Source organism: Nocardia albiluteola, from assembly GCF_018860155.1.
Taxonomy (GTDB): domain Bacteria; phylum Actinomycetota; class Actinomycetes; order Mycobacteriales; family Mycobacteriaceae; genus Nocardia; species Nocardia albiluteola.
The window spans coordinates 1-24,899 of the sequence record NZ_JAHKNI010000011.1 but is presented as its reverse complement, the minus strand read 5'-3'; the positions used below and the strand labels follow the sequence as shown (position 1 = coordinate 24,899).

General features: G+C 68.6%; 23 protein-coding genes. 13 read left to right on the top strand and 10 right to left on the bottom strand.

All coding sequences use genetic code 11. The annotated features are described in order from the left end of the window. Positions 1-42: 42 nt before the first annotated feature. Entirely contained in the window at positions 43-720 is a 678-nt protein-coding gene (locus tag KO481_RS28585) for a class I SAM-dependent methyltransferase (RefSeq protein ID WP_215917593.1), read from the bottom strand. A 74-nt stretch (positions 721-794) separates the two neighbouring features. Here KO481_RS28585 and KO481_RS28580 point away from each other — a divergent pair, with 74 nt between their 5' ends. Continuing rightward, positions 795-1,649: a helix-turn-helix transcriptional regulator gene (locus tag KO481_RS28580; RefSeq protein WP_215917594.1), complete on the top strand. Its 855-nt coding sequence runs from the start codon at positions 795-797 to the stop codon at positions 1,647-1,649. 27 nt (positions 1,650-1,676) lie between these two features. On the opposite strand, the gene KO481_RS28575 is transcribed toward KO481_RS28580, so the two are convergent. Next, positions 1,677-2,909 (bottom strand): FAD-dependent oxidoreductase, encoded by a 1,233-nt coding sequence (locus KO481_RS28575; RefSeq protein ID WP_215917595.1) that lies wholly within the window; start codon positions 2,907-2,909, stop codon positions 1,677-1,679. A gap of 162 nt (positions 2,910-3,071) precedes the next feature. Between KO481_RS28575 and KO481_RS28570 the strand changes: the two genes are divergently transcribed. From KO481_RS28570 to KO481_RS28555, 4 genes are all read left to right on the top strand, one after another. Beyond that, positions 3,072-3,806, top strand: a complete 735-nt coding sequence (locus tag KO481_RS28570) for a response regulator transcription factor (protein ID WP_308166601.1) — start codon at positions 3,072-3,074, stop codon at positions 3,804-3,806. Between the two features lie 69 nt (positions 3,807-3,875). Further along, positions 3,876-5,225, top strand: coding sequence for a sensor histidine kinase (locus KO481_RS28565; protein ID WP_215917596.1), 1,350 nt, complete (start codon positions 3,876-3,878; stop codon positions 5,223-5,225). A 278-nt stretch (positions 5,226-5,503) separates the two neighbouring features. After that, positions 5,504-6,370 carry a DUF3159 domain-containing protein gene (locus tag KO481_RS28560; RefSeq protein ID WP_215917597.1) on the top strand — a complete coding sequence of 289 codons (867 nt, stop codon included), beginning with the start codon at positions 5,504-5,506 and terminating at the stop codon, positions 6,368-6,370. Positions 6,371-6,397: 27 nt separating this feature from the next. Further along, the gene (locus tag KO481_RS28555; protein WP_215917598.1) at positions 6,398-7,600 is read left to right on the top strand and encodes a cytochrome P450; all 1,203 of its coding nucleotides are present in this window, start codon (positions 6,398-6,400) and stop codon (positions 7,598-7,600) included. Positions 7,601-7,776: 176 nt separating this feature from the next. On the opposite strand, the gene KO481_RS28550 is transcribed toward KO481_RS28555, so the two are convergent. Beyond that, the gene (locus KO481_RS28550; protein WP_215917894.1) at positions 7,777-8,463 is read right to left on the bottom strand and encodes a TetR/AcrR family transcriptional regulator; all 687 of its coding nucleotides are present in this window, start codon (positions 8,461-8,463) and stop codon (positions 7,777-7,779) included. Between the two features lie 160 nt (positions 8,464-8,623). Between KO481_RS28550 and KO481_RS28545 the strand changes: the two genes are divergently transcribed. Beyond that, positions 8,624-9,568 (top strand): oxygenase MpaB family protein, encoded by a 945-nt coding sequence (locus KO481_RS28545; RefSeq protein WP_215917599.1) that lies wholly within the window; start codon positions 8,624-8,626, stop codon positions 9,566-9,568. A gap of 217 nt (positions 9,569-9,785) precedes the next feature. Here KO481_RS28545 and KO481_RS28540 read toward each other — a convergent pair whose 3' ends face one another. Next, positions 9,786-10,778 carry a Gfo/Idh/MocA family protein gene (locus KO481_RS28540; protein ID WP_215917600.1) on the bottom strand — a complete coding sequence of 331 codons (993 nt, stop codon included), beginning with the start codon at positions 10,776-10,778 and terminating at the stop codon, positions 9,786-9,788. A 100-nt stretch (positions 10,779-10,878) separates the two neighbouring features. Between KO481_RS28540 and KO481_RS28535 the strand changes: the two genes are divergently transcribed. Next, a complete protein-coding gene (locus KO481_RS28535) occupies positions 10,879-11,853 on the top strand; it encodes a pirin family protein (protein WP_215917601.1) in 975 nt (324 codons plus the stop codon). 69 nt (positions 11,854-11,922) lie between these two features. Here the strand turns inward: KO481_RS28535 and KO481_RS28530 are convergent, their stop codons facing one another. Further along, a complete protein-coding gene (locus KO481_RS28530; RefSeq protein ID WP_443677995.1) occupies positions 11,923-12,903 on the bottom strand; it encodes an NAD(P)-dependent oxidoreductase in 981 nt (326 codons plus the stop codon). Between the two features lie 52 nt (positions 12,904-12,955). Here KO481_RS28530 and KO481_RS28525 point away from each other — a divergent pair, with 52 nt between their 5' ends. Beyond that, positions 12,956-13,333, top strand: a complete 378-nt coding sequence (locus KO481_RS28525) for a winged helix-turn-helix transcriptional regulator (protein WP_245400897.1) — start codon at positions 12,956-12,958, stop codon at positions 13,331-13,333. A gap of 16 nt (positions 13,334-13,349) precedes the next feature. Here KO481_RS28525 and KO481_RS28520 read toward each other — a convergent pair whose 3' ends face one another. Both KO481_RS28520 and KO481_RS28515 read right to left on the bottom strand, forming a co-directional pair. Beyond that, positions 13,350-14,147 carry a hypothetical protein gene (locus KO481_RS28520; protein ID WP_215917603.1) on the bottom strand — a complete coding sequence of 266 codons (798 nt, stop codon included), beginning with the start codon at positions 14,145-14,147 and terminating at the stop codon, positions 13,350-13,352. Between the two features lie 2 nt (positions 14,148-14,149). Next, entirely contained in the window at positions 14,150-14,806 is a 657-nt protein-coding gene (locus tag KO481_RS28515) for a lipoprotein LpqH (RefSeq protein WP_215917604.1), read from the bottom strand. A 159-nt stretch (positions 14,807-14,965) separates the two neighbouring features. On the opposite strand from KO481_RS28515, the gene KO481_RS28510 reads away from it, so the two are divergent. The 4 genes from KO481_RS28510 to KO481_RS28495 all read left to right on the top strand — a co-directional run bounded on the left by KO481_RS28510 (position 14,966) and on the right by KO481_RS28495 (position 20,786). Next, positions 14,966-16,276: a hypothetical protein gene (locus KO481_RS28510; protein WP_215917896.1), complete on the top strand. Its 1,311-nt coding sequence runs from the start codon at positions 14,966-14,968 to the stop codon at positions 16,274-16,276. Then, positions 16,273-17,514 (top strand): hypothetical protein, encoded by a 1,242-nt coding sequence (locus KO481_RS28505; protein ID WP_215921657.1) that lies wholly within the window; start codon positions 16,273-16,275, stop codon positions 17,512-17,514. Before KO481_RS28510 ends, KO481_RS28505 begins: the two co-directional genes overlap by 4 nt. 125 nt (positions 17,515-17,639) lie before the next feature. Next, positions 17,640-19,187, top strand: coding sequence for a tetratricopeptide repeat protein (locus KO481_RS28500; RefSeq protein ID WP_215917606.1), 1,548 nt, complete (start codon positions 17,640-17,642; stop codon positions 19,185-19,187). Positions 19,188-19,559: 372 nt separating this feature from the next. Continuing rightward, positions 19,560-20,786, top strand: a complete 1,227-nt coding sequence (locus KO481_RS28495) for a CHAT domain-containing protein (RefSeq protein ID WP_245400968.1) — start codon at positions 19,560-19,562, stop codon at positions 20,784-20,786. A gap of 25 nt (positions 20,787-20,811) precedes the next feature. Here the strand turns inward: KO481_RS28495 and KO481_RS28490 are convergent, their stop codons facing one another. From KO481_RS28490 to KO481_RS28480, 3 genes are read right to left on the bottom strand one after another with little or no spacing between them, the layout of a single operon-like run. Further along, positions 20,812-21,111 (bottom strand): helix-turn-helix transcriptional regulator, encoded by a 300-nt coding sequence (locus KO481_RS28490; protein ID WP_215917607.1) that lies wholly within the window; start codon positions 21,109-21,111, stop codon positions 20,812-20,814. After that, positions 21,096-21,425: an AraC family transcriptional regulator ligand-binding domain-containing protein gene (locus tag KO481_RS28485; protein WP_215917608.1), complete on the bottom strand. Its 330-nt coding sequence runs from the start codon at positions 21,423-21,425 to the stop codon at positions 21,096-21,098. Before KO481_RS28485 ends, KO481_RS28490 begins: the two co-directional genes overlap by 16 nt. 55 nt (positions 21,426-21,480) lie before the next feature. Further along, a complete protein-coding gene (locus KO481_RS28480) occupies positions 21,481-22,863 on the bottom strand; it encodes a hypothetical protein (RefSeq protein ID WP_215917609.1) in 1,383 nt (460 codons plus the stop codon). A 319-nt stretch (positions 22,864-23,182) separates the two neighbouring features. On the opposite strand from KO481_RS28480, the gene KO481_RS28475 reads away from it, so the two are divergent. Then, on the top strand, positions 23,183-24,899 hold a 1,717-nt coding region (locus KO481_RS28475), incomplete at its 3' end, for a carbamoyltransferase C-terminal domain-containing protein (protein ID WP_281066216.1).

Genomic DNA, 24,899 nt, shown 5'->3' with positions numbered 1-24,899 from the left:
GCGCCATCGCGGGGAGTCGGGGCCATTGTGCGACGGGTAGGTTTACGCCGGGCGAGTGGCTCGGTAGCAGACGATGCGGCCCATGTGGCGGTGTGGCGTGGAGCTGACCAGGGTGTAGTCGAATCCGGCGGACTTCAGGAGTTGCGGGATGCTGTCGCCCAGGTTGCCCGCGACGGCGTGGCTGCGCTGTATCTGCCGCGCGAGGAAGCCGTCGGCCGGGGTACTGTCGCCGCCGAAGTCCAGCAGGTGCAGGCGGCCGCCGGGGCGCAGCACCCGGAACGCCTCGGCGATGGCGGCGGCCTTGATCTCGGTGGGGATGTGGTGGAGCATGAGCGCCGAGAGGACCCGGTCGAATTCCTGGTCCGGGTAAGGCAATTCCTGGGCGTAGCCGCGCTCGAATCGTATTCCTCTCAGGCCGTGGGCCTTTCGCTCCGCGCGGGCCAGCGCCTTCGGGTCCGGATCGGAGCCGGTCACCTTGGCGTCGGGCTGGGCACGCTTGGCCTTGAGGACGAGATTACCGGTGCCGCAGCCGATTTCCAGTACCCGGTGTCCCGGCTCGAGCTCGGCCTGTTCGATGAGCCGATCGTGCAGCGCGGGCGTGCCGAACAGCCGTGAGATCAGATCGAAGGCGGGCAGCATCAGATCGGACCCGGCCGCGGGCAGGTAGTCGTGCCGGGCGCTTCCGGCGGGGAGGAGGGAATGTGGATTATGTTTGCTCATGAACTCCATCGTGAGCCGCGGGGAAGTGTGGAAGTGGGGTGATAATCGGCAAGAATTGGACTATCTTCGGTTGCATGTTCGAGGCGGCCCGGTTGGTTCGTCAGCAGCGCGGCGTGCCGGTCTACGACTACCGGGGCGATCCGGACACGCCTCCGGTGTCCACCATGCGCTATCCGTTCTCGCTGCCCGACAAGCATCGGCACATTCACGATTTCCCCGCGTTGTGGTACGTCGGCGCGACCGGCGAGCTCTATGTCGTCGCGGCCGGCAAGGTGGTCGACGGCTCCGAGGCGCACAAGCTCGGACCGGGCGTCGCGGTGTTCTTCGATCCCGCCGCACTGGGTGACAATGCGCGGGCGCCGTGGCCCGCGTGGCGCTCACATCCGCTGCTGTATCCGTTCCTGCACGAGGAGCGCGACGGGCTGTTGCGCCTCACCGTGCCGCCAGAACGGCGCCCGTTGTGGGACAACACGATCGAGGCCATCGAGGCCGAGCTGGAGCAACGGCGCGACGGCTACCGGCAGGCGGCGTGCGCCCACCTGACCCTGCTCCTGATCGACCTGGCGCGGCTGACCGCCGACGTCGCGGGCGACCTGCGCCGCAGCGGCGAGCCGCTCCTGGCCGAGGTGTTCGACGTGATCGACAAGCGCCACGCCGAGACCCTGTCGCTGCGCGACGTGGCACAAACGGTCGGCATGACCCCCGGTTACCTGACCACCCTGGTCCGCCGCCGCACAGGCCGCACGGTCCAGGAATGGATCCTGCACCGCCGCATGACCGAGGCCCGCCGCCTACTCTCCGAGACCGACCTCCCGATCGCCGAGATAGCCCGCCGCATAGGCCTTTCCGACCCCGGCTACTTCAGCCGCCAGTTTCGCAAGACCTTCGGTGTGCCGCCGCGCAGTTGGCGGGCGGGCCCGGTCGGGTGACCCCGAGAGAATCGATCTGCCACTCGATTACCCAGGGCGGCGGGCGAATTCGGGGGCGTGCTCGGGTAGGACGCCGCGTGCTACCAGGTAGGGCAGTGCGTCTCGCAGCATGGGGATGCGGCGTAGCAGGCGTAGCGGTAGTGGGGCTCGGGTGGCGTCGGAGATGTTCAGGTCGCCCTGGAGGGCGGGGGCGATGGCGCGGGCGTGCAGCAGGCGTTGCAAACCCTGCGTGATGACCGTGGGAAGCAGGCGGCGGCGCTGCACGCGGGCGAGGTCTGCGGTTGTCACCGAGTGTGAAAGTAGGTGCGGGGCAAGGATTCTTGCTGCGGCGACCGCGTCTTGGACCGCCAGGTTGATGCCGACGCCGCCGACGGGGGACATGGCGTGGGCGGCGTCGCCGAGGCACAGGAGGCCGTCGGCATACCAGCGGTCGAGGCGGTCGAGCTGTACGTCGAGTAGCTTCACCTCGTCCCAGCTCGACAGGGCGTGCAATCGGTCCGAGAGCCAGGGCACGATCTCGGTGATCGGGCGCATGATGCCGGTGATCGGGCCCTCTCGCAGTGCAGGATCGCTGCCCTTGACGATCAGGGTCGCGCACTGCCAGTAGTCGCCACGGTCGAACATCAGGGCCACTCGGTGCGGAGTGAGGAATCCGAGCGCTCCGGCCGGATCGCTGTCGTGGCGCGGGATCCGGAACCACCACACGTCGAAAGGCGTTGCCCAGCGTCGTGATCCGAGCCCGGCCGCCGCCCGCAGGGCCGAGCTTCGCCCGTCGCACGCCACGGTCAGATCCGCGCGGATCTCTCCGGTTTCCCCGTCCCGGGTGCGGTAGCGCGCGCCGACAACGCGCCCGTTCTCCCGGATCACATCGACCGCCTCGGTATTCATGCGCAGCTGGAATGCGGGCTCCGAATCCGCCTCGCTGGCCAGCAGATTCAGCAGATCCCACTGCGGCACCATCGCAATGTACCGATGCGGACCCGGCAGCCGGTCGAACGTGGCCGCGGTGAACATGCCTCCGCGGAGGGGCAACTGCACCGAGGTCAACCGCCGGTGCGGTATCTTCGCGAATCGCTCACCCAGCCCCAGCTCATCGAGCAGGTCCAGGGTCGTCGGATGCACCGTGTCGCCGCGGAAATCACGCAGGAAGTCACCATGCTTCTCGAGCACGGTGACCTCGACACCGGCACGAGCGAGCAACAGCCCCAGGACGATTCCGGCGGGGCCCCCACCGGCGACGAGACAGGTCGTTCGATCCATCGGTCCCTCCAGCCGCACGGCGCATCCGTGTCTTTTCGATGCTATTGCGCCGCTCTCCGGTTTGCACCGACATCCGGCTCGTTCATGAGATGAGGGGACCCTAAGATAAGCGGGCCGACCCGACCTCAGGATGCTCTCACGATCGAGGGGCATGATGCGGGGGTGGCGCAGGACCTCGCACCTACCGATATGACGCTGATCCGCGGGAGCGGGCAGCGGCTGCTTGTTGTAGATGATGATCCGGGGATGGCGGATCTGCTGGTCACGACGTTGCGGTTGGCCGGGTACGACGCCGCGGTGACGGGTAGCGGGGCTGAGGCGCTGCGGGTGTGCCTGGAGGATCCGCCGGATCTGCTGGTGCTGGATCTGACGCTGCCGGACCGGGACGGGCTGAGTATCTGCCGGGCGCTGACCGAGCGCGGGCAGTCGGTGCCGATTCTGGTCGTGACCGCGCGCGATGCGGTCGAGGACAAGATCGCGGGGCTGGCGCAGGGGGCGGACGACTATCTGGTCAAGCCGTTCAGCGTGCCCGAGGTGCTGGCCCGGGTGCATGCGCTGCTGCGGCGGGCCAGCGTGCGGGGCGCCGCCGAGCCGCCCGCGGCGCTGCGGTACGGCGAGCTGTCCCTGGATGAGGGGCAGCGCCAGGCCCGGCGCGGGGAGCGGCGAATTCCCTTGACGCCCACCGAGTATCGGCTGCTCGAGTTGTTCCTGGCCAACCCGGAGCGGGTGCTGTCCAAGGATCAGATCATGGATCACGTGTGGGAGTACCGATTTCGGGAGCAGGTCGTGGAGAAGTTGATCTCGCGGCTGCGCGGCAAGATCGACGCCGAGTCGCCCGCGCTGATCCACACGGTGCGCGGCTTCGGCTACCGCCTCGGCAGCGGAAAGGCCCGCTGAATGGCCGCGAGCCGGCGGGGGTCATCGGTTCGCTCCGCTCCGCTCCGTTCACGGCTCACGGTCGGGATCGTGCTGCTGGCGGGCATCGGGCTGCTGATCGCGGACACCGCGCCCGTGGTGACCCTGTGGTTCTATTTCCGGCACAATGCCGATTCCGGGCTGTACCAGGCTGAACGCATTGTCCGCGCCGCGCCCGGACCGTACGTGCTGAGTTCGGTGCAGCAGCTCGAGCCCGAGGCGTTCTATGTCGCCTTCCTCGGCGAGGACGGACACGTCATAGCGGAATCCGGTGGTGCGCAAGCAAATGCGACGGACCGGCCCGCATTGCCCGCCGTGATCGGCCCGGGCTACGCGGCGCGACCCGTGGCCGCCGCCGCGGTGGGCAACCGGACCCACCGGTACCGCGTGCTGGCCTTCGCGGCGCCGCCCGGCCGGGCGGTGGAGGCGGTCAAGGGTGCACCCCCGATCCCGGTAGCCCGGATCGTGGTCGCGCGCAGCCTGCGATTCGACGACGGTGTGCTGAGCTGGCTGCTGGGTGTCGAGGTCGTCGCGACGCTGGTCGTGCTGATCGGCATCGCGGTGCTGAGCCGGACCGTGCTGCGCGTGGGCCTGCGGCCGCTGCGCGACATGACCGCCACCGCCTCGGCCATCGAGGCGGGCGAGCTCGGTCGCCGGGTGCCGGTCGCCGAGCGCCGCGACGAGGCGCGTGAGGTCGGGCTGGCGCTGAATCGGGCGTTCGATGCCCGCGAGCGTGCCGACGCGCGGCTGCGGCAGTTCATCTCCGACGCCTCGCACGAACTGCGCACCCCGCTGGCCACCATCCGGGGCTGGGCGCAGAACTACGAGCACGGCCTGGCCCAGGACCGCGAGTCCGTGGATCATGCGATCGCGCGGATCGACGCCGAGGCCGCGCGCATGCACAGGCTGGTCGCGGCGATGCTGCAGCTGGCCCGCCTGGATCAGGTGAGCGCCGCGAGCGAGGAGCCCGTGGATCTGGGCGCACTGGCGCGCGAGGCCGCCGGCGACGTGCGGGCGGTCGATCCCGGCCGGGTGGTGGAGGTTTCCGCGGCCGAACATGTCTACGTCTCCGGCGATGTCGATCAACTGCGCCAGGTGCTGCAGAATCTGCTGTCCAACGCGCTGCGGCACACCCCTTCGGAGGCAACGATTTCGGTGACCGTCGCGGTCTCCGAGACGGGCGAGGTCGAGTTGACCGTGGCCGATTCCGGTCCGGGACTGGATGATTCGTCGATCGAGCGGGTCTTCGAGCGGTTCTATCGGGGCGGGGGCTCCGGAGGGGGCGGCACCGGGCTCGGGCTGAGCATCGTCAAGGAGATCGTCGAGCGGCACGGCGGTACGATCACCGTCCGCTCCGAGGGTGGAGCGATCTTCACCGCGACCTTTCCGCGTTGCCGCTGACGCGCAGCCGGTCCCGCAGCGCGGATCCAGCGTCGACCCGTGCCGTTCACTCGTCGGGTAGCGCGACGGCCGGCTCCATCGCCTCGCGAGCCGCCGGTGGCGTCGGACCATCCCGCCCACACCTGCTCCGCATGCTTGTGGCCCGATCACGCCAGCCGTCCGCCGCTCGCTCCCACCCGGAAACCGTCAGCTTTCGGTCAGCTTTCCGGCGCAGCCGCGTCAGCCCCGCCTGATGTCCTGGATTCACAACCGATCCGCGACCAGGAAGGTACACGCCGTTGGCTGCCAGGACAACCACATCGGATCCCGCCCCGGCGCTCGCGCCGACTCCCGAGCTGCGCGAACGCCTGCTGGTCGGGGCGGTGTCGGGCGCGCCGATCGGAACCTTCACCATTGCGATCTCCGCGACGGGGTCGCTGGTGGTCGCCGCCGGCGCCGCGCTCGCCGCGGCGTTCGTGGTGAGTTGCTGGCGCATCGCGACCCGGCGGCCCGGGCGCACCACCGCCGCCGTGGTGGCCGTGGTCGTGCTGCAGGTGACGCTGGCGGCCGTGACGGGCAATGCCGCGAACTTCTTCCTACCCCGCATCCTGTGGGCAGTGGTGTGGTCCCCGGTGCATCTCGTGCTGATCCTGGCCGGACGCCCGCCGCTGGGCTGGGCCGTCGGCCGGCTGAGCGGTGATCCGGGGCAGTGGCGGCGCTGCGCCGTGCAGCGCCGGGCCTACACTCTCGCCTCACTCCTGCCCTGGAGCCTGGCCACTGTGGAAATGGTTGTCGCGCTGTGGTTGTACACGCACGGCCAGGTCGCATTGCTCGGCAGCACCGAAATGCTCACCAACGGAATACATCTGCTGTCGTTCCTGGCCGCTTGGCGCATTGCGGTGCGGCTCATAGGAACACATCGCTGTCAGGACGATCCCCGAACGTGCTCGCCCGAGGAAAGGAAATCGTTGATGCGCCTCGACATAGACCCCTCCCGCTGCATCGGCTCGGGGGTGTGCGCCCTGACCGCCCCGGAGGTCTTCGATCAGAACGACTCCGACGGCACCGCGCTGCTACGGCATTCGGAACCCCCCTCGGCCGAATGGGATTCGGCGCGCCTGGCCGCGCGATCCTGCCCGGCCGCGGCGATATCGATCTCGGAATAGCTCGACCGGACACCTCGAGGAGTATCCATGAATACGCCTGTCACCGAACCGATCCCGCTCGACATCGACCGCGACGATCCTTTACGGCCGGTCCCGGCGGTGCTGGAGCGCCTGGCCGGGACCCCGATTCGGCGCGTCCGGTACCCCAACGGCGGGGTAGCCTGGCTGGTGACCGGGCACGATCTCGCGCGCCAGGTGCTCGGCGACGGTGCGCGATTCACCGTCGTGAAGGACGGCACCCAACCCGGTCGGCAGGCCGAACCGCTACCGTCGCTGCCCTCCCCGGCGTTCCTGCTCGGCGTCGACGGCGAGCTGCATCGGCGGTATCGCGCGATGGTCAACGGCGAGTTCATGGTGAAGCGGATGACCGCGCTGCGCCCGCGCGTGCAGGAGATCGTCGACCATTGCCTGGACGAGGTCGCGGCGGCGCCGGAGCCGGTGGACCTGGTGTCCACCTTCTGCCTGCCTGTGCCCTCGCTGGTCATCGCCGATCTGGTCGGTGTCGCCCCCGAACATCGAGCCGCCTTCCAGGCCGCGGCGATGGGGATGCTCGGATTGAAATCGACTGTGCAGACCCGTGATACGGCGATCGCGAACCTCGGGACGATCCTGGACGACGTCATCGACGCGCGCTCGCGGGAGCCGCGGGACGACGTCGTGTCCCGGCTGCTGGCCGAGCAGCCCGGACTGGCCCGGCAGGAGGTACGGAACTTCTGCGTGCTGTTCCTGGTCGCCGGGCACGAGACCACGGCCAATGCCGCCGGTGTCGCCATCGGCCTGCTGCTGGAGAATCCGGACCAGCTCGCCACACTCCGTGAAAACTCGGGCAACGCACGGCAATTCGTGCACGAGATCGTCCGCTACCTGGGCGCGCTCGGCGACGGCGGCGGACTGCTGCGCCGCGCGCTGGTCGATGTCGAGCTCGGCGGCCGGCGGATCGCCGCGGGGGAGTGGGTGGCGGTCAGCCTGCCCGGCGCCAACCTCGACCCGGGCGTCTGCCCGCACGCCGCCCGGCTCGACCTGGACCGTGCCCCGGCCCCACACCTGACCTTCGGCTTCGGCGAACACGTCTGCCTGGGCCAGAACCTGGCCAAGCTCGAGCTCGAGGTCATGCTCGGCACCCTCTTCGCCCGGTTCCCGGGCCTGCGCCTCGCGGTCCCGGCCGGCGAATTACCCTGGCGCACAGAGTCGATCGTGCGCGGGTATCGCGCGCTGCCCGTGCACAGGTGAACCGATACGGTCCGGCGAAACCGATACGGTTCGGCGAGCCGGCAGGGTCCGGTGAGCCGCGGCGCATTCGGTGTGATCGCGGGCGCCGGGGCCGCTGGCGAACCGGACCGTCGGTAGCCCGTGCTGCCGTGTCGGCCAGGCTGGCGTCGTGCTCCTGGACAGCCAGTGGGAGAACGCTATTCGGGGGGTGCGCCGGCCAGTAGTCGGACTACCGAGCGCACGTAGTCCTCAAGCCGTTCGCGCGGGTACTCCTCCGGATCGCTGACCGCCAGGCGGCCCAGCATCTCCGCGACGGTGAGCACGGACCGGGCCAGCAGCCCGGAATCCATTGCCGCCCACCGCCGGTCCAGCGTCGCGCCGACCCGGACCAGCGCCTCGGCGCGCTCGATGATGTCGGCACGCGAATCCCGTAGCGCCGCACGGTATTCGTCGGGGGCGCTGGCCGGGGTGGCCAGGATCAGCCGCCAGCGGGTCGGATTCGCCAGCGTCACATCGACGAAAGCCGCTACCGTCGCGGAGGCCGCCGTCACGGGATCGGCGCCGAGCAGATCGGCGGGCAGGGTGCCGGCGACCTGCTCCAGGCCGCGCTCGCGCTCGCGTTCGAGCAGCGCGGCGACCAGCTCCGCGCGCGTGGCGAACACCGTGTAGAGCACGGGCTTGCCCACGCCCGCCTCCTGGGCCACGGCCTCCATGCTCAGCTCGTGCAGCTCGACGCGGCCCAGCACCGTGAACGCGGCATCGAGCAGTTGCGCGCGCCGCTGCTCGGGGGGTAGGCGCTTGGCATAGCGGCGACGCGGGCGATCCGTCGCGGAGTGCTCGGCGGGCCCGGGCTGTCCCCCCTGGGGCGGCCGCGCCGAACGCATTGTTCGCGCCGCCGAACGCTCGACCGTCACCGCCTGCTCACCTCCGTCGGATCCATACTGTCATGACAAATCCTACGGTGCCGTTGTATTCAAACATCGCAATTGCTACGGTGGTGTTGTATTCGCCATCCGGGCGGGTAGCGCGCACAAGGAGTAGCCGATGGGCTTCGATCCGACCACCCTCCGCCGCGACGACTACGGATTCTTCGGGCCCGGCTCGCCCAGCTGGAAGGTCTGGACGTCCCCCACCGCCGTCATCGGCTTCCAGCGCGCGGTTGTGCTGGAACATTTCGACCCGTTCCTGACCGCGGCCGTGGCCGATTCGCGCGGCATCTACACCGAACCGCGCAGCCGCCTCGACAACACCTTCGCCTACTTCCTGATCGTTGCCGTCGGCGATGGCCGTACCGCCATACAGGCGTCGGAGCACCTGATGACGGTGCACGCGAAGATGACCGGCATCGAGCCGATCAGCGGCAAGCGCTACGCGGCCAACAGCCCTGAAACGCAGCTGTGGATCCATATCACCGGATGGCATTCGGTGCTCGCGGCGTACGAGGCGTTCGGTCCCGGCCCGCTGAGTGCGGAGCAGGAGCGGCGCTACTGGGCCGAATGCGCCGTCGCAGCGGAACTGCAGACGTGCAAGCCCGAAGATGTGCCACGGTCCCGCGAGGAGGTGCGGGCCTACTTCGAGCGGGTGCGCCCGCGCCTGTGCAGCTCCGAACGCGCGGAGGAGGGCATGCACCACCTGCTGTGGACCTCACCGCGCAACGGCGCCGGCTGGTCCTACGCGCTGGGCAGCAGGCTGCTCTCGCTCGCCTCGGTGGCGACGCTGCCGAAATGGATGCGCACGCTCGGACACTTCGATCGGCCCGGTGTCGTGGACCTGGCGGTCCGGCTGCCCACGAAGGTAATCGTCTGGGCGACTTCGCGATTCAACTCGTTCGGCCTCCTCGCGGCCGCCCCGTACATCGCCCCGATGGCCGGGCAGATCCTGGCCCGGCACCTCGCCGCGCCCGAACCGATCACGCCGGAGACGATCACACCGGCGCGTGCTCGTGAGCTGTACGGCTCGCGCGGGTCGACGATCTCCGCGGTGGGCTGATCGCCGGGCCGACCTCAACGGCTGCTTCTGCGGGCGGACAATCGAACGCCCGGTCGAACCTTCCGCCACTGCGGGCCTTCCGCGGAGTCCGAGACCGAATCGGTTGGCGTACAGCTCGACTCGCCCGCCGTGATCGCCGACCACGGAATGAAGCACGGTCCGACGGAGCGGCGGCGCGACGCGGGGTGCACCGCCGGATCCGCGCAGACCGGACCACTCAACTCGGTTGGCGCAGAGGCATTCCGGCGGCTCGGTAGATCGCGTCGATCACGGTCATGTTCTCGATCGAGTCCTGCGGCGAGGTCGGCACCGGTTCGCCCCGCAGCACCGCGGCCGCGAAGGCGTCCAGCTGATAGGCGTACGTGGGCCGGCGGTCGAAGCGCTCGATCCGCTTGCCGCGCCGCGACCGCACCGACATCCAGTGCAGGATCTGCGGCGCGAGCGGATTGAATAGGTGCAGTTCACCGTGCTCGCCGACCACCCGGGCATCGATCCGCAGCACATCCGAGGACCACATCGAGCAGCGGATCCGGCCGGTATGCCCGGCGGGATAACGCAATTCGGCCGTCATCGCACGATCGACATCGGGCTTGTGCAACTTCGCCTGTGCGGAAACGACTTCTGGATCGCCGCCGCCGAAGACCCGGGCCATGTGCACCGCGTAGCAGCCGGCATCCATCAGCGCGCCGCCCGCGAGCGAGTAGTCATACCGGATATCAGAGAACATGGGCAACGGAAAGCACATCGCGGTCTCGACTCGCACCAGCGCGCCCAGCTCGCCCGAGGCGATGACCTCCTCCGCGGCCCGGACCAGTGGGTGGTAGCGGTAGTGGAACGCCTCCATGACCACCCGATCGGAGTGCCGCGCCAGTTCGGCGATCTCGCGGGCCTCCTGCGCATTGGCGGTGAAGGGCTTCTCGCACAACACGTGTTTGCCCGCGGCCAGGGCCGCCCGCGTCCACCGCCCGTGCAGGCCGTTGGGCAGCGGGTTGTAGATCGCATCGATGTCGGGCGCGTCGAGAAGCTCCTGGTAGCTGCCGAATACTGTTGGCACACCGTGCTTGTGGGCGAACTGCCGGGCCCGCGCGTGGTCGCGCGCCGCCACCGCGGCAACGATCACCTCGGGGTTACGCGCGGCGGGGCGGATCAGGGCCGGCGGTGCGATGCGCGCGGCACCCAGGATACCGATGCGCAGCGGGGCGTTGGTCACGGGAGAACCTTAACTTGCGGGCCTGGAATCCGTGGTCGTGATCGGCGCGCCCCGCCGCATGCCTATTCTGGGCATATGCCCCGCGACGGAAGGTGTGTAGATGAGCGACCTGGACTGTAGGCCAGATGTGGCGGCTCTGCCCTGTGCGGCGGGGCGACCGGGCCCGCGCGCCGACTTCTTCCCGTCTCGCGAGGTCCCCCTCGGCGGAGTGCGCGGTGTGACCGTGCACCGGTCCCTGCCGCAGCGCGGCCTGCCCACGATCGGTGCGTGGTGCTTCCTGGATCACTTCGGATCCGGCGGTCCGAAGACGCCCGCCGGTCACGACATAGATCCGCACCCGCACATCGGGCTGCAGACGGTGACGTGGCCCCTGGACGGTCGCATTCGCCACCGCGACAGCATCGGATCCGACGTCGAGATCCTGCCGGGCCAGCTGAACCTGATGACCTCCGGTTACGGCATAGCGCACTCGGAATACCGTGTGCCGGGCCATGCTTCGGGCGCGGGCCTGCAGCTGTGGATCGCGCTGCCCGATGAGGCCCGCGACACCGCACCGCATTTCGAGCAGCATCGCGACCTGCCCGCCGTCGAGCTGCCGGGGCTGCACGCGACGGTGCTCATCGGCACCCTCGCGGGAGCCACCTCACCTGCCAAGGCCTACACCCCCATCGTCGGCGCGGACCTGCGCCTGGACGCCGGAGTGGACGTAGAACTGCCCGTCACAACGGAATTCGAATACGCGATCCTCGTCGTCGAGGGCTCGCTCACCGTCGCGGACAACACCGTCGAGCCCGGCACGCTGCTCTACCTCGGCAGTGATCGGCCCACCCTCGCGCTCACCAGTTCCGCTGGTGCGCACGCCATCCTGCTCGGCGGTGAGCCGTTCGGGGAGTCGCTGGTGATGTGGTGGAACTTCGTGGCGCGCAGCCACGAGGAGATCGAGGCTGCCCGAAATGATTGGGAGGCACACGATCTGCGCCGCTTCCCTGATATCGCCGGACACACGCCCGAGCAGCGCATCCCGGCGCCGCCGCTGCCCCCGATCCACTTGGCACCCAGGACACGGCGAATCTGACTGCCCGCCAGGGTGATACGAGTGAGCCCGCGGTTCTCGGCGCCGTCGTGGTCGTCGATGGCGTAGGCGCTACTCCCCGCTCGTGCCGGGTGTGCGCATGAGTTCGTAGGTGGAAACCGGTCGGCCCAGTCGCGCACTGGCGTCGATGGCGTTGTGCCAGAAGGCCTCTGCGGTACGGGAGAGGGCGGCATCGACGCCGACCTCCGCGCTGGCGTCGACGATGTGCCGGGCACCCGCATGCATCATCCGCAGTCCGGCCAGTTCGGCGTGCCCTCCGGTTCGGTTGCGCGCCGCGATCGCCTCCATGAAATAGGGAAAGGCGGCGTTGGAGCGCAGCGCGTACGGCAGGAATTGTGCGATGTCGTGCCCGGACTGGGCGATCATGGCCGTGGCCTGGTCGAAGGCCAGCAGCCAGGGGTGGAAGACGGTGAGCAGGCCCTGATAGAAGACCTGCGCCAGCCCGTCGTCGACGCCGAGATACTCCTGCGGGCCCAGCGGGCGCAGCAGCCCGGCGTGGGCATCGAACACCTCGCGCGGTCCGCTGTAGAACAGATAGGAGGCCGGGTGGTCGAGGTTGTCGCCCGCCGACATCACCCCGCCGGACAGGAATTCGGCGCCGTGCGAGCGGACCCATGCCGCGCCCGCGCGCGCCCGCTCGGGCGAATCCGACGAAAGATTCACGATCACCTTGCGGCCCAGGTGATTTGCTGCCTGGTTCAGCACGTCGTACATGGCGGCGTAGTCGGTGAGGCTCAGGACCGCCACCTCGTTGGCGTCCAGCGCCTCGGCGACGGTGGCCGCCGTTGTGGCCCCGAACTCCGCCATGGCCTCGGCCTTGTCGGGGCTGCGGTTCCAGACCGTGACCTCGATGCCGCGGTTCCGGAACGCGGTGACCATCGCCCGGCCCATCGGTCCGAGCCCGAGGACGGTGATCGATCCTGTCGACGTGTGTTGCGCGGTCATGCGTTTCTCCTTCGATCTGCGTGGCGAACCGGTATCGGCGCCGGACTCCGATCGTGGTCGCGATCGATGTGCCCGGGAAGAACGCACGTTCGAGTGGGGTTGCTTACCGACAGGTTCGGAATCTGGTCAGGAGGCCGCGATGGGAGTCGATGGTGAGGCGGATCACGATGTCTGCGGCATGTCGGTGGCCATCGACGCCGTGGGCGGCAAGTGGAAGCTGCACCTGATGTGGGTGCTCGGGGCGGGCCCGCGGCGGTTCGGGCAGATCCGGCGCGTCCTGGCCGGGGTCAGCGAGAAGGTGCTGGCCGAGAACCTCCGCCAGATGGAGGCCCGGGGCATCGTACATCGCGAGATCTATCCGGAAGTTCCACCGCGGGTGGAGTATTCGCTGACCGCGGTCGGCGAGGAGCTCAATACCGCGCTGCGCGCCCTGGGCGAGTGGGGCGACAGGCACCGCGACCGCCTCACTACGGACCAGCGCGACGAAATTACCGCGGCCCCGGGCGGTCCGCGGTAATTTCCCTTGTGCCGGTTCAGGTTTGGACCGGCAGCGCGAGGGCGACGCGGTCCTCGACACCGGGCAGGTAGTGCACCTGGACGACTCGGCCGATCTGGACGAGCTCGACACTGCCGGACGGGACGAACTTTTCGGTGTGAGTGGTGTAGGTGCTGCCGTCGGGCCGGGTCACCGCCAGATCGAGTACCACCTTGACGTAGCCGTCCCGGATTTCGCCCGGCACCGAGAGCGACTGGACGACGGCCTGGGCGGCGATGCCCCGGGCGGCGACGTCGAGCATGTCGCGACTGGTCAGGCCACGCCGAATCATGTTCTCGTTCCACGTGTTCTGCATTGCCTCGCGGTCGCCGGACCGATCGATCTCGACCCTGTCGGTGCGGCCCGGGAGGTAGCGGACCGGGAGCACGACCCCGGGCCGCAGCAGCGCGAGCTCGGTCAGCGGGACGATGATCTTCGCCCGGGAGTCGAAGGTCTCGCCCTCGGTGCCCTGCACGCTCAGGTCCAGGCGGACCTGTGGCTGGTCGTTCACGCTCACCCCGGTCTGCCGGACCGAGGTCACAGTCCCGATGCCGACCAGGCCCGCCCGAAACGCCACGCTGTTGCGTCCGGTGAAGGCCTGGCCGATGCCCTCGCCGCTGAAGGCGAACACGATCGGAACGACGGTGACGGCGGCGATCGGCAGCGCGATCTGCCAGCCGAACCATCCGAGGTCGCCCTCGGGGCCGGTGGACGGGTAGGTCAGCCCGTGCCAGAGGTAGTACCCGATGGCCACGACGGCGGCGGCGAGCATCAGTGCCCGAATCCTGGGGGCCATGATCAGCCTCCGATCATGGTCGGGCAGGCGAAGGTGATGTCGAACTTCGAGGTCTTCGCCCCCGCGAGGGGATTGCTCGGGTCCGGGGTGCCGACGGCCTCACCGGTGACCCGGAAGGTGTTGCCGCTCTTGACGACAGACGCGGATCCACCCGGCGCGCCCTTGCCGAACCCGATGGCATACGGCAGCCCGGACGTGCCATCCTTGCTTCCGGTGATGCCCACGGCCTGTACGGAGTTGCCGCCGGTGAGGGTGGCGCTCACCGCAAGATCGCCATAGGCCGAGTTGCCGGTGTCGGTCAGGGCGAGGGCAAGCAGGCCACCCTGGCTCGCGCAGGTGGTCGTGAAATGTCCGGCGACCGCCTTGCCGTCCACCGACAGCGCCGAGGTGCCCATGTCGGGCACCGACGTGTCGGGCGGCGACATCTCGGGCGCCAACGTGTCGGGCTCCGACGACTCGGGCGCCGGTGGCGGTGGCGGTGGCGGGTGCGGTGGCGGGTGCGGCCCCGCCACCAGCGACGACGCGGGCGCCGCCGACGAGGGGGCGGCCGGCGCGGGCGAGGAGGTCTTCGACGAACTGCTGCAGCCGGTCAGGGCCAGGGCGAGGGTCGCGGAGGCGACGGCGACGGCGGCGCACAGGCGAATGGGAGTGGTGATCATGGGATTTCCTTCAGTTCGGATGCGGCTCGCCTGGGGTGGAGCCGATGGGGCAAACGTAGAAAAGACCGACCCCCTACCGATCCCAGGTTTCCACCGCGCCGACGGGTGGAGTAGGGCAGAAATACCATCTAACCTGAGCAAATGCGACGCCCTCGCGACATGGTGCTCCACGAGGCCTGGAGCGCGCTCGACGGTGTCGAGGCGCTCAGCGGAGCCCAGGGCGGCCCGCTGCGCCGCACCGTCAAACTGATCCTCGACCCACTGGTGATCCGCCCCGTGCAGAATCCGCGGTGCGCCGGGCCGATCGTGACGGCCGAGGGCGCGGCCGAGGTGATCACCCTGGTGGAGGCCGCCGCCCCGGTGCTCCGGGCCACCGCCGAATGGTTCACCCTGCTCAAGCAGGTCCGGCGGGGGCTGCGGATCACCGACGGAAACCCGCAGGACCTGTACTTTCAGCGCTGCTTCGAGCTGGCCACGGCCGCCGGTGCGCCGGACCGATCGCGGGACGGCGAGATCGTCGAGACGACACTGCTCGAAATGCACGGGTTTGCCGCGGGCCGCACCACCCGGGCGCTGCGGGAGTATCTGACCGAGCCGGATCGGGCCCGCGAGCTGACCGGACTGATCCAGGTGGCATGGGCGCGCAGGCCGTTGCGTGACGTCGCGGGCGCGGATCGCACCGCCGAGCTCACCGCCCTGCTCGAGGTCTGCGTCGCCGCCCGGAGCCTGCGCGACGGCGGGCGGGCCGCGCTCGCCGAGCTCCTGGCCGGGCATGCCGGAACCCATTCCGGGATCCGATTGTGGTCCGCCGCAACCGATCCGAGCGCGCGGCAGCTCGGCCTGACCGAGCATCCGGCGCCCGCACCGCCGCCCCTGGGCTCGACCGCGTCCACGGCCACCTTGGCGCGGCCGTTCGATCGGTCGATCTATGAGCGAGTCTTCACCGTCCTGCACGCGGCCCTGGATCGGGCCGATCTGCCGACCGTCCCCGAACTGGTCGGCGCGGAGATCGCGCGCAGCTGTGCGCCGTGGGCCCTGCTGGACGAGTCGCTGCGACTGGCCGCCGCGGCCGGGGCGGTCCTGGCTCTGGGGCTGCGGCCCCTGGGCGGCGAGGCGGTGACCGGAACGGCCGCGCACCGAGTAATCAACGGGCGCTGGCGGCGCGAGGCCTACGTGCTGCAGGCCCGTCGGCTCGCCCTGCGGACGTCGGAGGAATCGAGTGGCCCGCTGGACGCCGTCGCCGCCGACCTGCGCAGCCCGTGGCGGCCCTATCTGCGCCGGCTGTGGGTCCGGCTGCACGGGCGCGACGTCCGGGAGCTACCGCTGCCGGACGGCGGCGAACTCTGGGATGTCCTGGATGGCGTCGCCAGGTCCGTGATGCTCGATCACCGGATGCGGGTCAAACAGGCACTCAGTACGAGTTCCATAGCTGCCGAGGTGGATTCGGCGGAATCGAGGGCAATCCCGTGACGGATCGGATCATCGTGCGGGGCGGCCCGTCGGGCACGCTGTACCTCGGCCCCGAGACCGCGCCCGTGCTGGGTGAGGGCACCGCACCACTGGATACCGCGGTGCTGGAGGTACACGGCGGATATCTGGTGTGGAGTGTGCTTGCCGGGCAGCACTTTCCGGCGGCGGTCATCGATGATCTGGATGCCGCACAGGAATGGATCTGGGCGATGTACGGCCCGCAGATCGCGCTTGCCGCAGCCGATTTCGACAGCACACCAGCGGAATTCGCGCCCGAACCCGGTCTGCCCATGCTGGTGGAACGGGCCCGCAAACTCGGCTATGCGCACTGGGCCGCGCGATGGTGGCCCGCCTCCACCCTCGACGACATCCCTCCGCTCGACGAACGGCTCGTCGATATCGACATCGCAACGCTCACAACCGAATGCGATCTGCTGGTCGATGGGGCCGATGCCCTGGACGGGCACACCGACGATGATCTCGCGACTGTCCCTGGACTCGACCGTGACGAGAGTTCCGTGCTGAGTGTGGACCGTGACGAGGGTTCCGTGCTGGGTGTGGACGGTGACGAGGGTTCCGTGCTGGGTGTGGACGGTGACGAGGGTTCCGTGCTGGGTGTGGACGGTGACGAGAGTTCCGCGCCGGGTGTGGACCGTGACGAGAGTTCCGCGCCGGGCGCGCACCGCAACGGGAGGTCCGCGCCCGGCGTGGACCGCGCCGAGGCTTACGCGCTCGCGGCCGGTCCGGCGGCCGACTCCGCGGTCAAAGCCCTGGTCCTTGCCCGCGGCTCCGGCGGCTGGGACTGGCGCCGCTGCCCGCCCGGCATCGTCGACGCCTCCGAACGAGCGCTGTCCTGGGAGGTCCGACGGCACCCGGGCGTGACGACGATCCAGATATCCGCCGTAGCCGCGCCCCACATGCCCGCCGCCGTGCCGCCCCACCTGCGGCCTCGGGCGCTGGTCCGCACCGCCGCCGGGATCGCCGCCACCGAGTTGACTCTGGCCGGTGATGCCTGGACGGGATCGGTTCTCGCTCCCGACGAGTGGGAATTCACTCTGGCAGTGGAGATCCACGTACCCGGGGTGGGTCCCTCCGATACCGCCACTCCCGACGATGTGCGAATTCGCCCGCGGCTGAGGGAATTCGCCAGGAACCGCCTCCGCGACGCGCGCTCGGCGCCCGACGACACCATGCTGCTGGCCGAGATCGCGGCCGCCACCACGGATACGGACTTCTGACATGCGATGCGGGACAACAAAATCGCGGCGTGCGACCCCTCAGTCGACGCCATGGGATCGCACACACGAACCAACGCGTGATCCTGTCCGCGATGTGGCGGCCGCCGAACCTCGGGAGCAGTGAGATGGACGAAGTCGCCGAGACGGATGGATCCGATCAGCCACAGGCCGCGCCCCCAGAATCGGACGGGCGCGAATTACTGCAAGCCGGGGCTACCGCCTACGGCAACGGTGACGCGACAGGCGCCCTGCGCATCTTCGAGGATGCGGCGCGAACCACCTCGGGGCGAATCCGGTTGGCGGCCATGGTGAATGCGGCGAGCATGGCCGACGGGCTCGGCGAGCACCGGCGGGCGGTGAGCTGGTTTCGGACGGCGCTGGCCGAGATGCCCGGCGACGCCGGTGCGATGCGGCCCACCGCCCTGCTCAACATGTCGCAGGCGCTGCAACATCTCGGCGATCTCGACGGGGCGCAGGAGGCGCTGAACCGGGCGCGATCGCTGCTCACGGACGATCCCGAGCAGGGCACGCTGCGGGTGGCCTGCCTGCTGTCGTGCACCGCGGTGGCGATCCATCGCCAGCACTGGGTGGACGCGATCGATCTGGCCACCGAATCACTCGATACCGCACGATATTTCGCGCCGCACCTGGCCGGACACCCGCTGATGAATCTGGCCGCCGCCTACTTCGAGACCGGGCGCGGCGAGCTGGCCCTGGACTTCGCGCGCCAAGCGCTCGATGCTTTCGGCGCGGCCCAGGACGCCAACGGTGTCGCGGAGACCCAGCAGAATCTCGCGCTCATGCATATCAGGTCGGGACGCCCGCAGGAGGCGGAGCCGCTGCTGACGGCGAGCCAGGCGTATTTCGAGGGCGCCGGGTTGGGCCCGCGCGCTGGGATCGGTCTGAAGGCACAGGGATTTGCCTCCGAGATGCGTGGCGCGCACGCGCGAGCGTACGAGCTGTACCGGCGCAGCCTCGATCAGTTCACCGACTCGGGTGCCGTCCTCGAAGCCGCCGAAGCGCGAATCCGCGTTGCGACAGTGGCCTTTTCGCTCGGCCGGCACGACGAGGCGGGACGGCTGTTCGGGGAATCGTTCCGGGTGTTCGCCGACCACGGCCTCGGATTGCATTGCGCGCAGGTCGATTTCTGGCACGCGCGACTGCTCGAATCGACGCTCGACGATTCCCGGCCCGACCCGCCGCGGCTCGTGGAGGCCCTGTGGCTCGCCGTGCCGTCGGCCTTGGCCATCGACGCCGTGCGCCACATCTTCCCCGGCGGCGAGCAACGCCACCGCTGGCACCGCGAACTCGCCGAACCTGCCATGCGGTCCGCCTTCCGGCTCGCCTACCGCAGCGGTGACGCCCGCCTCGTCTCCGATCTCATCGAGACCCAATGTGCCGGGGCGACAGTGAAATTCACCGACCAGGCACCCGTCGGCCCCGCCGATCGGTGGACCGCGTTGGAACCACAGGAGCCGCCCGAGGCGCTCACCGGAACCCTGACCATGGCCGCCGCCTTGGCCGAGGTCGCCGCGGGGGAGGGCGTCGCCATCGCGCCGCCGCCGCGCCTGCGGTACGAGCCGGGTGGCCGGATCGTGCTGGAGGAATACATCGCCGAGGCTGAGCGCCGATACGGCCGCCGTATTCGCGACGACCGGGTGCTGCCCGTATGACCGAGCGCGACGAGGGAACCACGGGTACGGGCACCAGAAACGATGGAACCACGGGTACCCGCACCAGCGACGAGGGGCCATGGGCCCAGCACCAGCGACAAGGGAGCCATGGGTTCCGGCACGGGTGACGAGGGAGTCGTGGGGTCCGGCACGGGTGACGCGGGAGTCGTGGGGTCCGGCACGGGTGACGAGGGAGTCGTGGGGTCCGGCACGGGTGACGCGGGAGTCGTGGGGTCCGGCATGAGCGACGCGGGAGCCATGAGCTCCGGCACCCGCAACGAGCGAGGCACAAGCATCGGCGTCAGCAACGACGCCGAGCACCCGCGAGAGACGGCCGTGACCGACTCGCAGCGGCCGACAGTACTGGTTCGCATGGCCGACGCGGGCGATCTCTACGTATCGTGGCGCTGGCGCGACGACATCACCGGCGGTGGAGTGGAGGCGATTCCGGAGGCGCAGGTGGCCGAGCTGGTGGCCCGCGTGAGCACCGCCCTGCCCGCCCCCTCCGCGGACCGGATCGAATATGCTCTGACTGCAGGGGCATTCGCCGACTATGACTCCGAACATGAACTCGCCCAGGCGCTTTCGCGCACACTGCTGCCTCACGGTCTCGCCGCGCAGCTGCACGATTTGTACCTGCGCGGCGTGCGGCCACACATCAGGCTGCAGCCTTCGCCCCGGACGGCCCAGCTCCCCTGGGAGCTGCTGGCGCCGGATCCGGGTCTGCGCCTGCTCGACATCGCCGATATCAGCCAGCTCGCACCGGCAGGCCTGATCAACGCGCCCGGACGCGTACCCCGGTCGTGGGTGCGGACCCGGGATCTGCCGGTGGTGGCCGTGCTCGACCCGCGAGTACCGGGATTCCGGGCCGATTCGGCCCTCGGCTCGGTGCTGGGACGGATGTCCACGCACGCGACGCTCACCGAACGGATCGCAGACTACCTCGCAGACGATCGCATGCGGCCCGCGGTGCCGGATCCCGTCGAGGCCTTTCGCCGCACCGATCAGGATCGGGCGTGGCTGAGCGCGGCGCTGCGGGCCGGTGCCTCCCGGCTGCTCTATGTCGGCCATGTCACCGCGGCCGCGCCGGAATCGGGGCGCAGCGAGGAGGCCCGCCTCCACCTCGCGTGCGCCGACGACGTCCCCGGCTTCGCCGCGCCGGAGCGCACCCACCGGCCGCTGTCGGCCCGCGACCTCATCCTCGGCACCCAGACCCTCGACGGCGCGGCGCGCACGGGTCCCGAGCTGTGGCCGATTCCGAGCCGCGTGGCACTGATCGCCTGCGAGAGCGGCGGCGACCTGCGCTTCGGTGAGACGCTCGGCCTGCTGGCCGCCATGATCAACGGCGGCGCCGAACTCGTCACCGCGGGCCGCTGGGCGCTGCCCACCGATCTTGCCTTCCGTCGCTTCGCGGACGTGGCCGCCGACCGCCGCCCGCTGCAGGAAACCGTCTGCGCGATCGACGCCGCACACGAGCAACCCGATCCCATTGCCGCGCTTACGGAATGGCAGCGCGAGCGCCTCGCGGCCTGGCGCGCCGGTCGCTCGGTGCCGGACTCACCGATGCTGTGGGCGGCATTCGCGACCCTGTCCGCGTGAGCTCGGGAAACTACGCCCGTGCTCGCTACGTCGGCTGCAGCTGCCGAAAAGCGCGCGGGCTCATGCCCTTCCAGCGGCGGAAGGCCTGCGAGAAGCTCGACACCTCGACATACCCGAGCCGGTGGGCGATCTCGGCGACCGACAGGCCCTGGGTGATGAGCAGCTCCTCGGCCAGTTGTTCCCGAATCTCGTCCAGCAGTGCCCGGTCGGAGGTGCCCTCCCGGGCGAGCTGGTGGCGCAGCGTTCGCTCGCTCCGGTGCAGCTGCCCGGCGATCGCGGCGCCATCGGGCGAGGAGACCATGTGCGCGATCAGGATGTTGCGCACCTGCCCGGCGACGCCGGTCCGGGCGCGGCGGTTGTCGAGCAGGTCGCAACAGTGTTGCAGCGCAACGGCGGCGGTCTGCTCATTCGCCTGCGGCAGTGTGCGTCCGCGTTTTCGCTGTCGAAGGCGAGCACGTTCTCGTCCGCGTCGAATTCCGGCCACATGCCGAAGATCTCGTCGTGGAGCGGTAGCCTCTCGGCCGGTGGCGCGGGGAAGGCGATCACCCGGGCCAACGCGTTCGGTTCCGCGAGCAGGTCGCGGTGCAGGGTCTGGATGCCGGCCGCGTCGCGCTCGATGGTGAAGCGCCGCCGCTGCATTCGTCAAGCCTGGCCGGCTGTGCCTCGGCCCTCATCTCATCGACCAGCCGAGGTGCTAACCACGTTGACGCAACTCGCAGTCCCGCTTGAACGATTCCTCTGCCGCCGCGGTCAGTAGTTGTGGCAGATCCTCGAGGATGTGCCCGGGGGCCGGTGGTGAAATCTTCTCGGCCGTAAGCAACCTGATGCTGAGGGCGGCGATCAGCACCGCGAACGTGTTAGCGGAAGTGGGACGATCCAAATGGCTCGGGTAGCGGGTGCCCAGTAGACCACCCAGTCGCCGCGACATACGTCGGCAAAGCTCCTGCTCCTCGGCCGTCGGCTGCAGTGCCTCATTGGCTGGGCATCGGCCGCGCCCGTACATGATCTCACTGGATTCGGGGACGATCTGGCCAAGCACCGCATGAGTGCACGCCGCTATTTTCTCGCTGTGCGAAAGGAATGACGGCCGCCCGCAGGCCGCTAAACGAAGCCCATCGGCCGCGGTGCTCACCCGAAATGGGTTCGGCTCCCGGTCGGCAAAGTACACGGAATTGCCTACGGCGTCGGTTACCGCCGCGGTCACGGACAGTTCCGCATTGGCTGCGAGCAGCATGGCCGGCCATTGTTCCGGTGGAATCCCGGCGTCGGCCAAAGCCGCCATGGCCGCCTCGATCGACACCGCCCCCAGCGCGCTCATTGAGATGTAGTTGGCTGGAAACTGCTTGAACATATCTGTCTGCAGACCGTTGTTCGCACGTTCCGGCTCCTTGTCTACATTGCTCCAAAAAGCGGCTGTCCGTACTCGGAAAGGAACTTGCATTTCTTCGCTATAAGGTTCCCGAACCAGCGTGGTCGCAGCGCGGTTGACACCTTCCAGGGTGGCCCGCTCCTCGCTGAGGAGTTGGTCGCCGAGGGCGCCGAGCTCCGCGGTGATCGACTTGTTGCACTGGTGCAACGCGGCCAGGTGCTCCGGTGGCATCGAGTGCATGGGCACGTCGAAACACTCGGCCAACACGACCTCCAGAGAAGCGGCGACGCGAGCCTGATCGCCACTCAGCCAATAGTGGCGCGCGGCTTCCCAGTTGGTGATGTTATCCACCGTGCGCCCGAGGCCCTGGTCGTGGAGCCGCTTGTTGATAGCCGAGATCGCGTCGTAGTTGGGATCCAGGAAGTCCAGGGCCGCGTTCAGCATGGCGTAGCACACCTTGTCCGAAAAGACCCGCTGGATGCTCCGGCGCGCGTCGTGGACCACCCGGTGCGCGATGTGTAGCGGCTCCAACTGTTTTGCGCCGAAAATGCGGCTGTCGCTATGGAATTCGACCAGAAACACCCGTAGCCGATCGAGGTGCTCCTGCGCCCCGAGTGGATCCGCCTTGATCAGGTTCGAGGTAGCCAAGTCTTCTCGATCTCGAGTCACGTACCGCGAGTGCCTGGCTGATCCAGTGTCGATCGTCACGGCTCCAGCCTAGATTTCGGCGCGACGGTTCGCCGGTAGTGGGAATACGAAAGTGCTTGCCCTGCAAGGCATACTGTTACTCCTCTGCAGTATCGAGATGTCGATTGGAAGGCCCTTCAGGTGAAGATGTCGCAACGCCGGGTCGCTACGCGAACCGGCGGATCTGACCACACCGCCGGAGTAGGTCACCGGCGTGCCGGCCAGCACGTACCGGGAGGCGTTGCTGGTCGACCTGTTTCATGTGGCGGTCCGGCGTGGCGCCACCACCCCCCGGAAGGACACAAGATGGCGTGTTGCTTGGATGTAGCGATGGAACGGCATGAAATCGATGCGTGAACCAAACCAGGTGGAATACGTTCTGTCGGCCTACTTGAGCCCGCCGGGTCCCACGGCATTTACAACGATTCGGCATGACCAAAGCGTTGCCCTGTGGGCGATCCGGGGCGACGAGATATCACTGGTTCGATACTGGGAACTGGAACGGATTTCGGGTATGAAACATCATCATATGCCGATCTACGACTCCACGCGCTCACCGATCGACCTGCTGAATGGCCTGCTTGCGCAGGAGGATTTAACGTTGGCCGATATTGCCCAGGTGTGGGGCACGCCAGGGCTGGCCTCCACGCCGGTGCTGCCGAATTATGCAACCCAGGGGTTGCCAATCCATAGCGTATCGCACCTGTTCTCCGGGCTCTGCCTGGATACGGACCGGTTTCGCGACTCGACAATCGTTGCGTTGGCAATGGACGGCGGGCCGGACTTCACCCTCGAGCAGGATCTCCTCGGCGACCACTGGTACGCCGGAGCAGTTTCCCGCGGTGGCGATTTGTCCTTGTTTCCGGTGGAATCCCCCGGCCTGTTGTGGCATGCGTCGAAGCGCCGCTTCAATCAGGAACCGGGGACATTGATGGCCCTGGCGCACGCGTCGCCCGCCAGTATCGAGTTCGATCAATCGAGCCTGCTGAGCCAGGAATTCTGGGGAGGCTTCTCGCTGTTCGATCGATGCGATGAGCTTGTTGCGTCGGTCGCCGATGCCGCCGACAACGCGATCCGATCCGGCATCGACGGCGATAATCCGTTCAGTCGTGACGAATTGGTGGCAAGCGCCACGATGAAGATTATCGAATCCGTATCCAAATCGATCGTCGAGCGGTCGATCGAGAGGCTGCTTTCAGCGAAAAGCATCTCTCCCTGCGATGCATTTCTTTCCCTGTCGGGCGGCTTCGCGCTGAACTGTCCGACAAACTCACATCTGTTGGCCAAGTATGGATTCCGCGGGCTGCTCGTACCGCCCTGTGCGAATGATTCGGGGCAGGCGCTCGGGATCGGCCTGCTCGGCTTCTATGCCAGGGGTGACCTCGATACCAAGAACGTAAGGACCGGGCTGCCTTATCGGGGTGACGACGGACTTGACATCGCCCCGGCCCTGGCGGCCTTCGGTCGGCGCATTCTCGACGTGCGCGATTTCGATGCCGCGACCTTCGTCGATGATCTGGAGAATTATCCGGTGGCGTGGGTCGACGGCGCTGCGGAAGTCGGACCGCGTGCGCTGGGCCATCGAAGCTTGTTAGGCGATCCGCGTCGAATCGAAACCAAAGACATCCTCAACCGGATAAAGCAGCGCCAGTGGTGGCGGCCGGTGGCGCCGATCGTGCTGGAGGATCACGTGGCGAGATGGTTTACGGGCGGACGCCCGTCGCCGTTCATGCTGGAGACTTTCCCGATCGATCCCGAATTCCGATCGCTCGTGCCCGCGGTCGCACATATCGACGGGAGCGCAAGAATCCAGACCCTGTCGACCTCCGATGAACCTTTTCTCGCTGCCGCACTCGATTCGTTCTATCGGAGAACCGGAGTGCCTATTATATGCAACACATCGCTGAACGACGCCGGTGAGCCAATTATCGACAACGCGGAGCAGGCGCTCAATTTCTGCCTCCGGAAGGGTATTGCCGTCGCTTACATCGGCAAACGCCGGTATCAACTCGACGTATCACATGCGAGCGAGTCCAGCGCGCCCCAGCCGCGGCCGT

What these genes read in the sequence shown, in the direction of transcription:
- KO481_RS28585 (WP_215917593.1), bottom strand. Translation starts at nt 720, where the DNA reads ATGAGCAAACATAATCCACATTCCCTCCTCCCCGCCGGAAGCGCCCGG.
- KO481_RS28580 (WP_215917594.1), top strand. Translation starts at nt 795, where the DNA reads ATGTTCGAGGCGGCCCGGTTGGTTCGTCAGCAGCGCGGCGTGCCGGTC.
- KO481_RS28575 (WP_215917595.1), bottom strand. Translation starts at nt 2,909, where the DNA reads ATGGATCGAACGACCTGTCTCGTCGCCGGTGGGGGCCCCGCCGGAATC.
- KO481_RS28555 (WP_215917598.1), top strand. Translation starts at nt 6,398, where the DNA reads ATGAATACGCCTGTCACCGAACCGATCCCGCTCGACATCGACCGCGAC.
- KO481_RS28550 (WP_215917894.1), bottom strand. Translation starts at nt 8,463, where the DNA reads ATGCGTTCGGCGCGGCCGCCCCAGGGGGGACAGCCCGGGCCCGCCGAG.
- KO481_RS28545 (WP_215917599.1), top strand. Translation starts at nt 8,624, where the DNA reads ATGGGCTTCGATCCGACCACCCTCCGCCGCGACGACTACGGATTCTTC.
- KO481_RS28535 (WP_215917601.1), top strand. Translation starts at nt 10,879, where the DNA reads ATGAGCGACCTGGACTGTAGGCCAGATGTGGCGGCTCTGCCCTGTGCG.
- KO481_RS28525 (WP_245400897.1), top strand. Translation starts at nt 12,956, where the DNA reads ATGGGAGTCGATGGTGAGGCGGATCACGATGTCTGCGGCATGTCGGTG.
- KO481_RS28520 (WP_215917603.1), bottom strand. Translation starts at nt 14,147, where the DNA reads ATGGCCCCCAGGATTCGGGCACTGATGCTCGCCGCCGCCGTCGTGGCC.
- KO481_RS28515 (WP_215917604.1), bottom strand. Translation starts at nt 14,806, where the DNA reads ATGATCACCACTCCCATTCGCCTGTGCGCCGCCGTCGCCGTCGCCTCC.
- KO481_RS28510 (WP_215917896.1), top strand. Translation starts at nt 14,966, where the DNA reads ATGGTGCTCCACGAGGCCTGGAGCGCGCTCGACGGTGTCGAGGCGCTC.
- KO481_RS28500 (WP_215917606.1), top strand. Translation starts at nt 17,640, where the DNA reads ATGGACGAAGTCGCCGAGACGGATGGATCCGATCAGCCACAGGCCGCG.
- KO481_RS28495 (WP_245400968.1), top strand. Translation starts at nt 19,560, where the DNA reads ATGGCCGACGCGGGCGATCTCTACGTATCGTGGCGCTGGCGCGACGAC.
- KO481_RS28485 (WP_215917608.1), bottom strand. Translation starts at nt 21,425, where the DNA reads ATGCAGCGGCGGCGCTTCACCATCGAGCGCGACGCGGCCGGCATCCAG.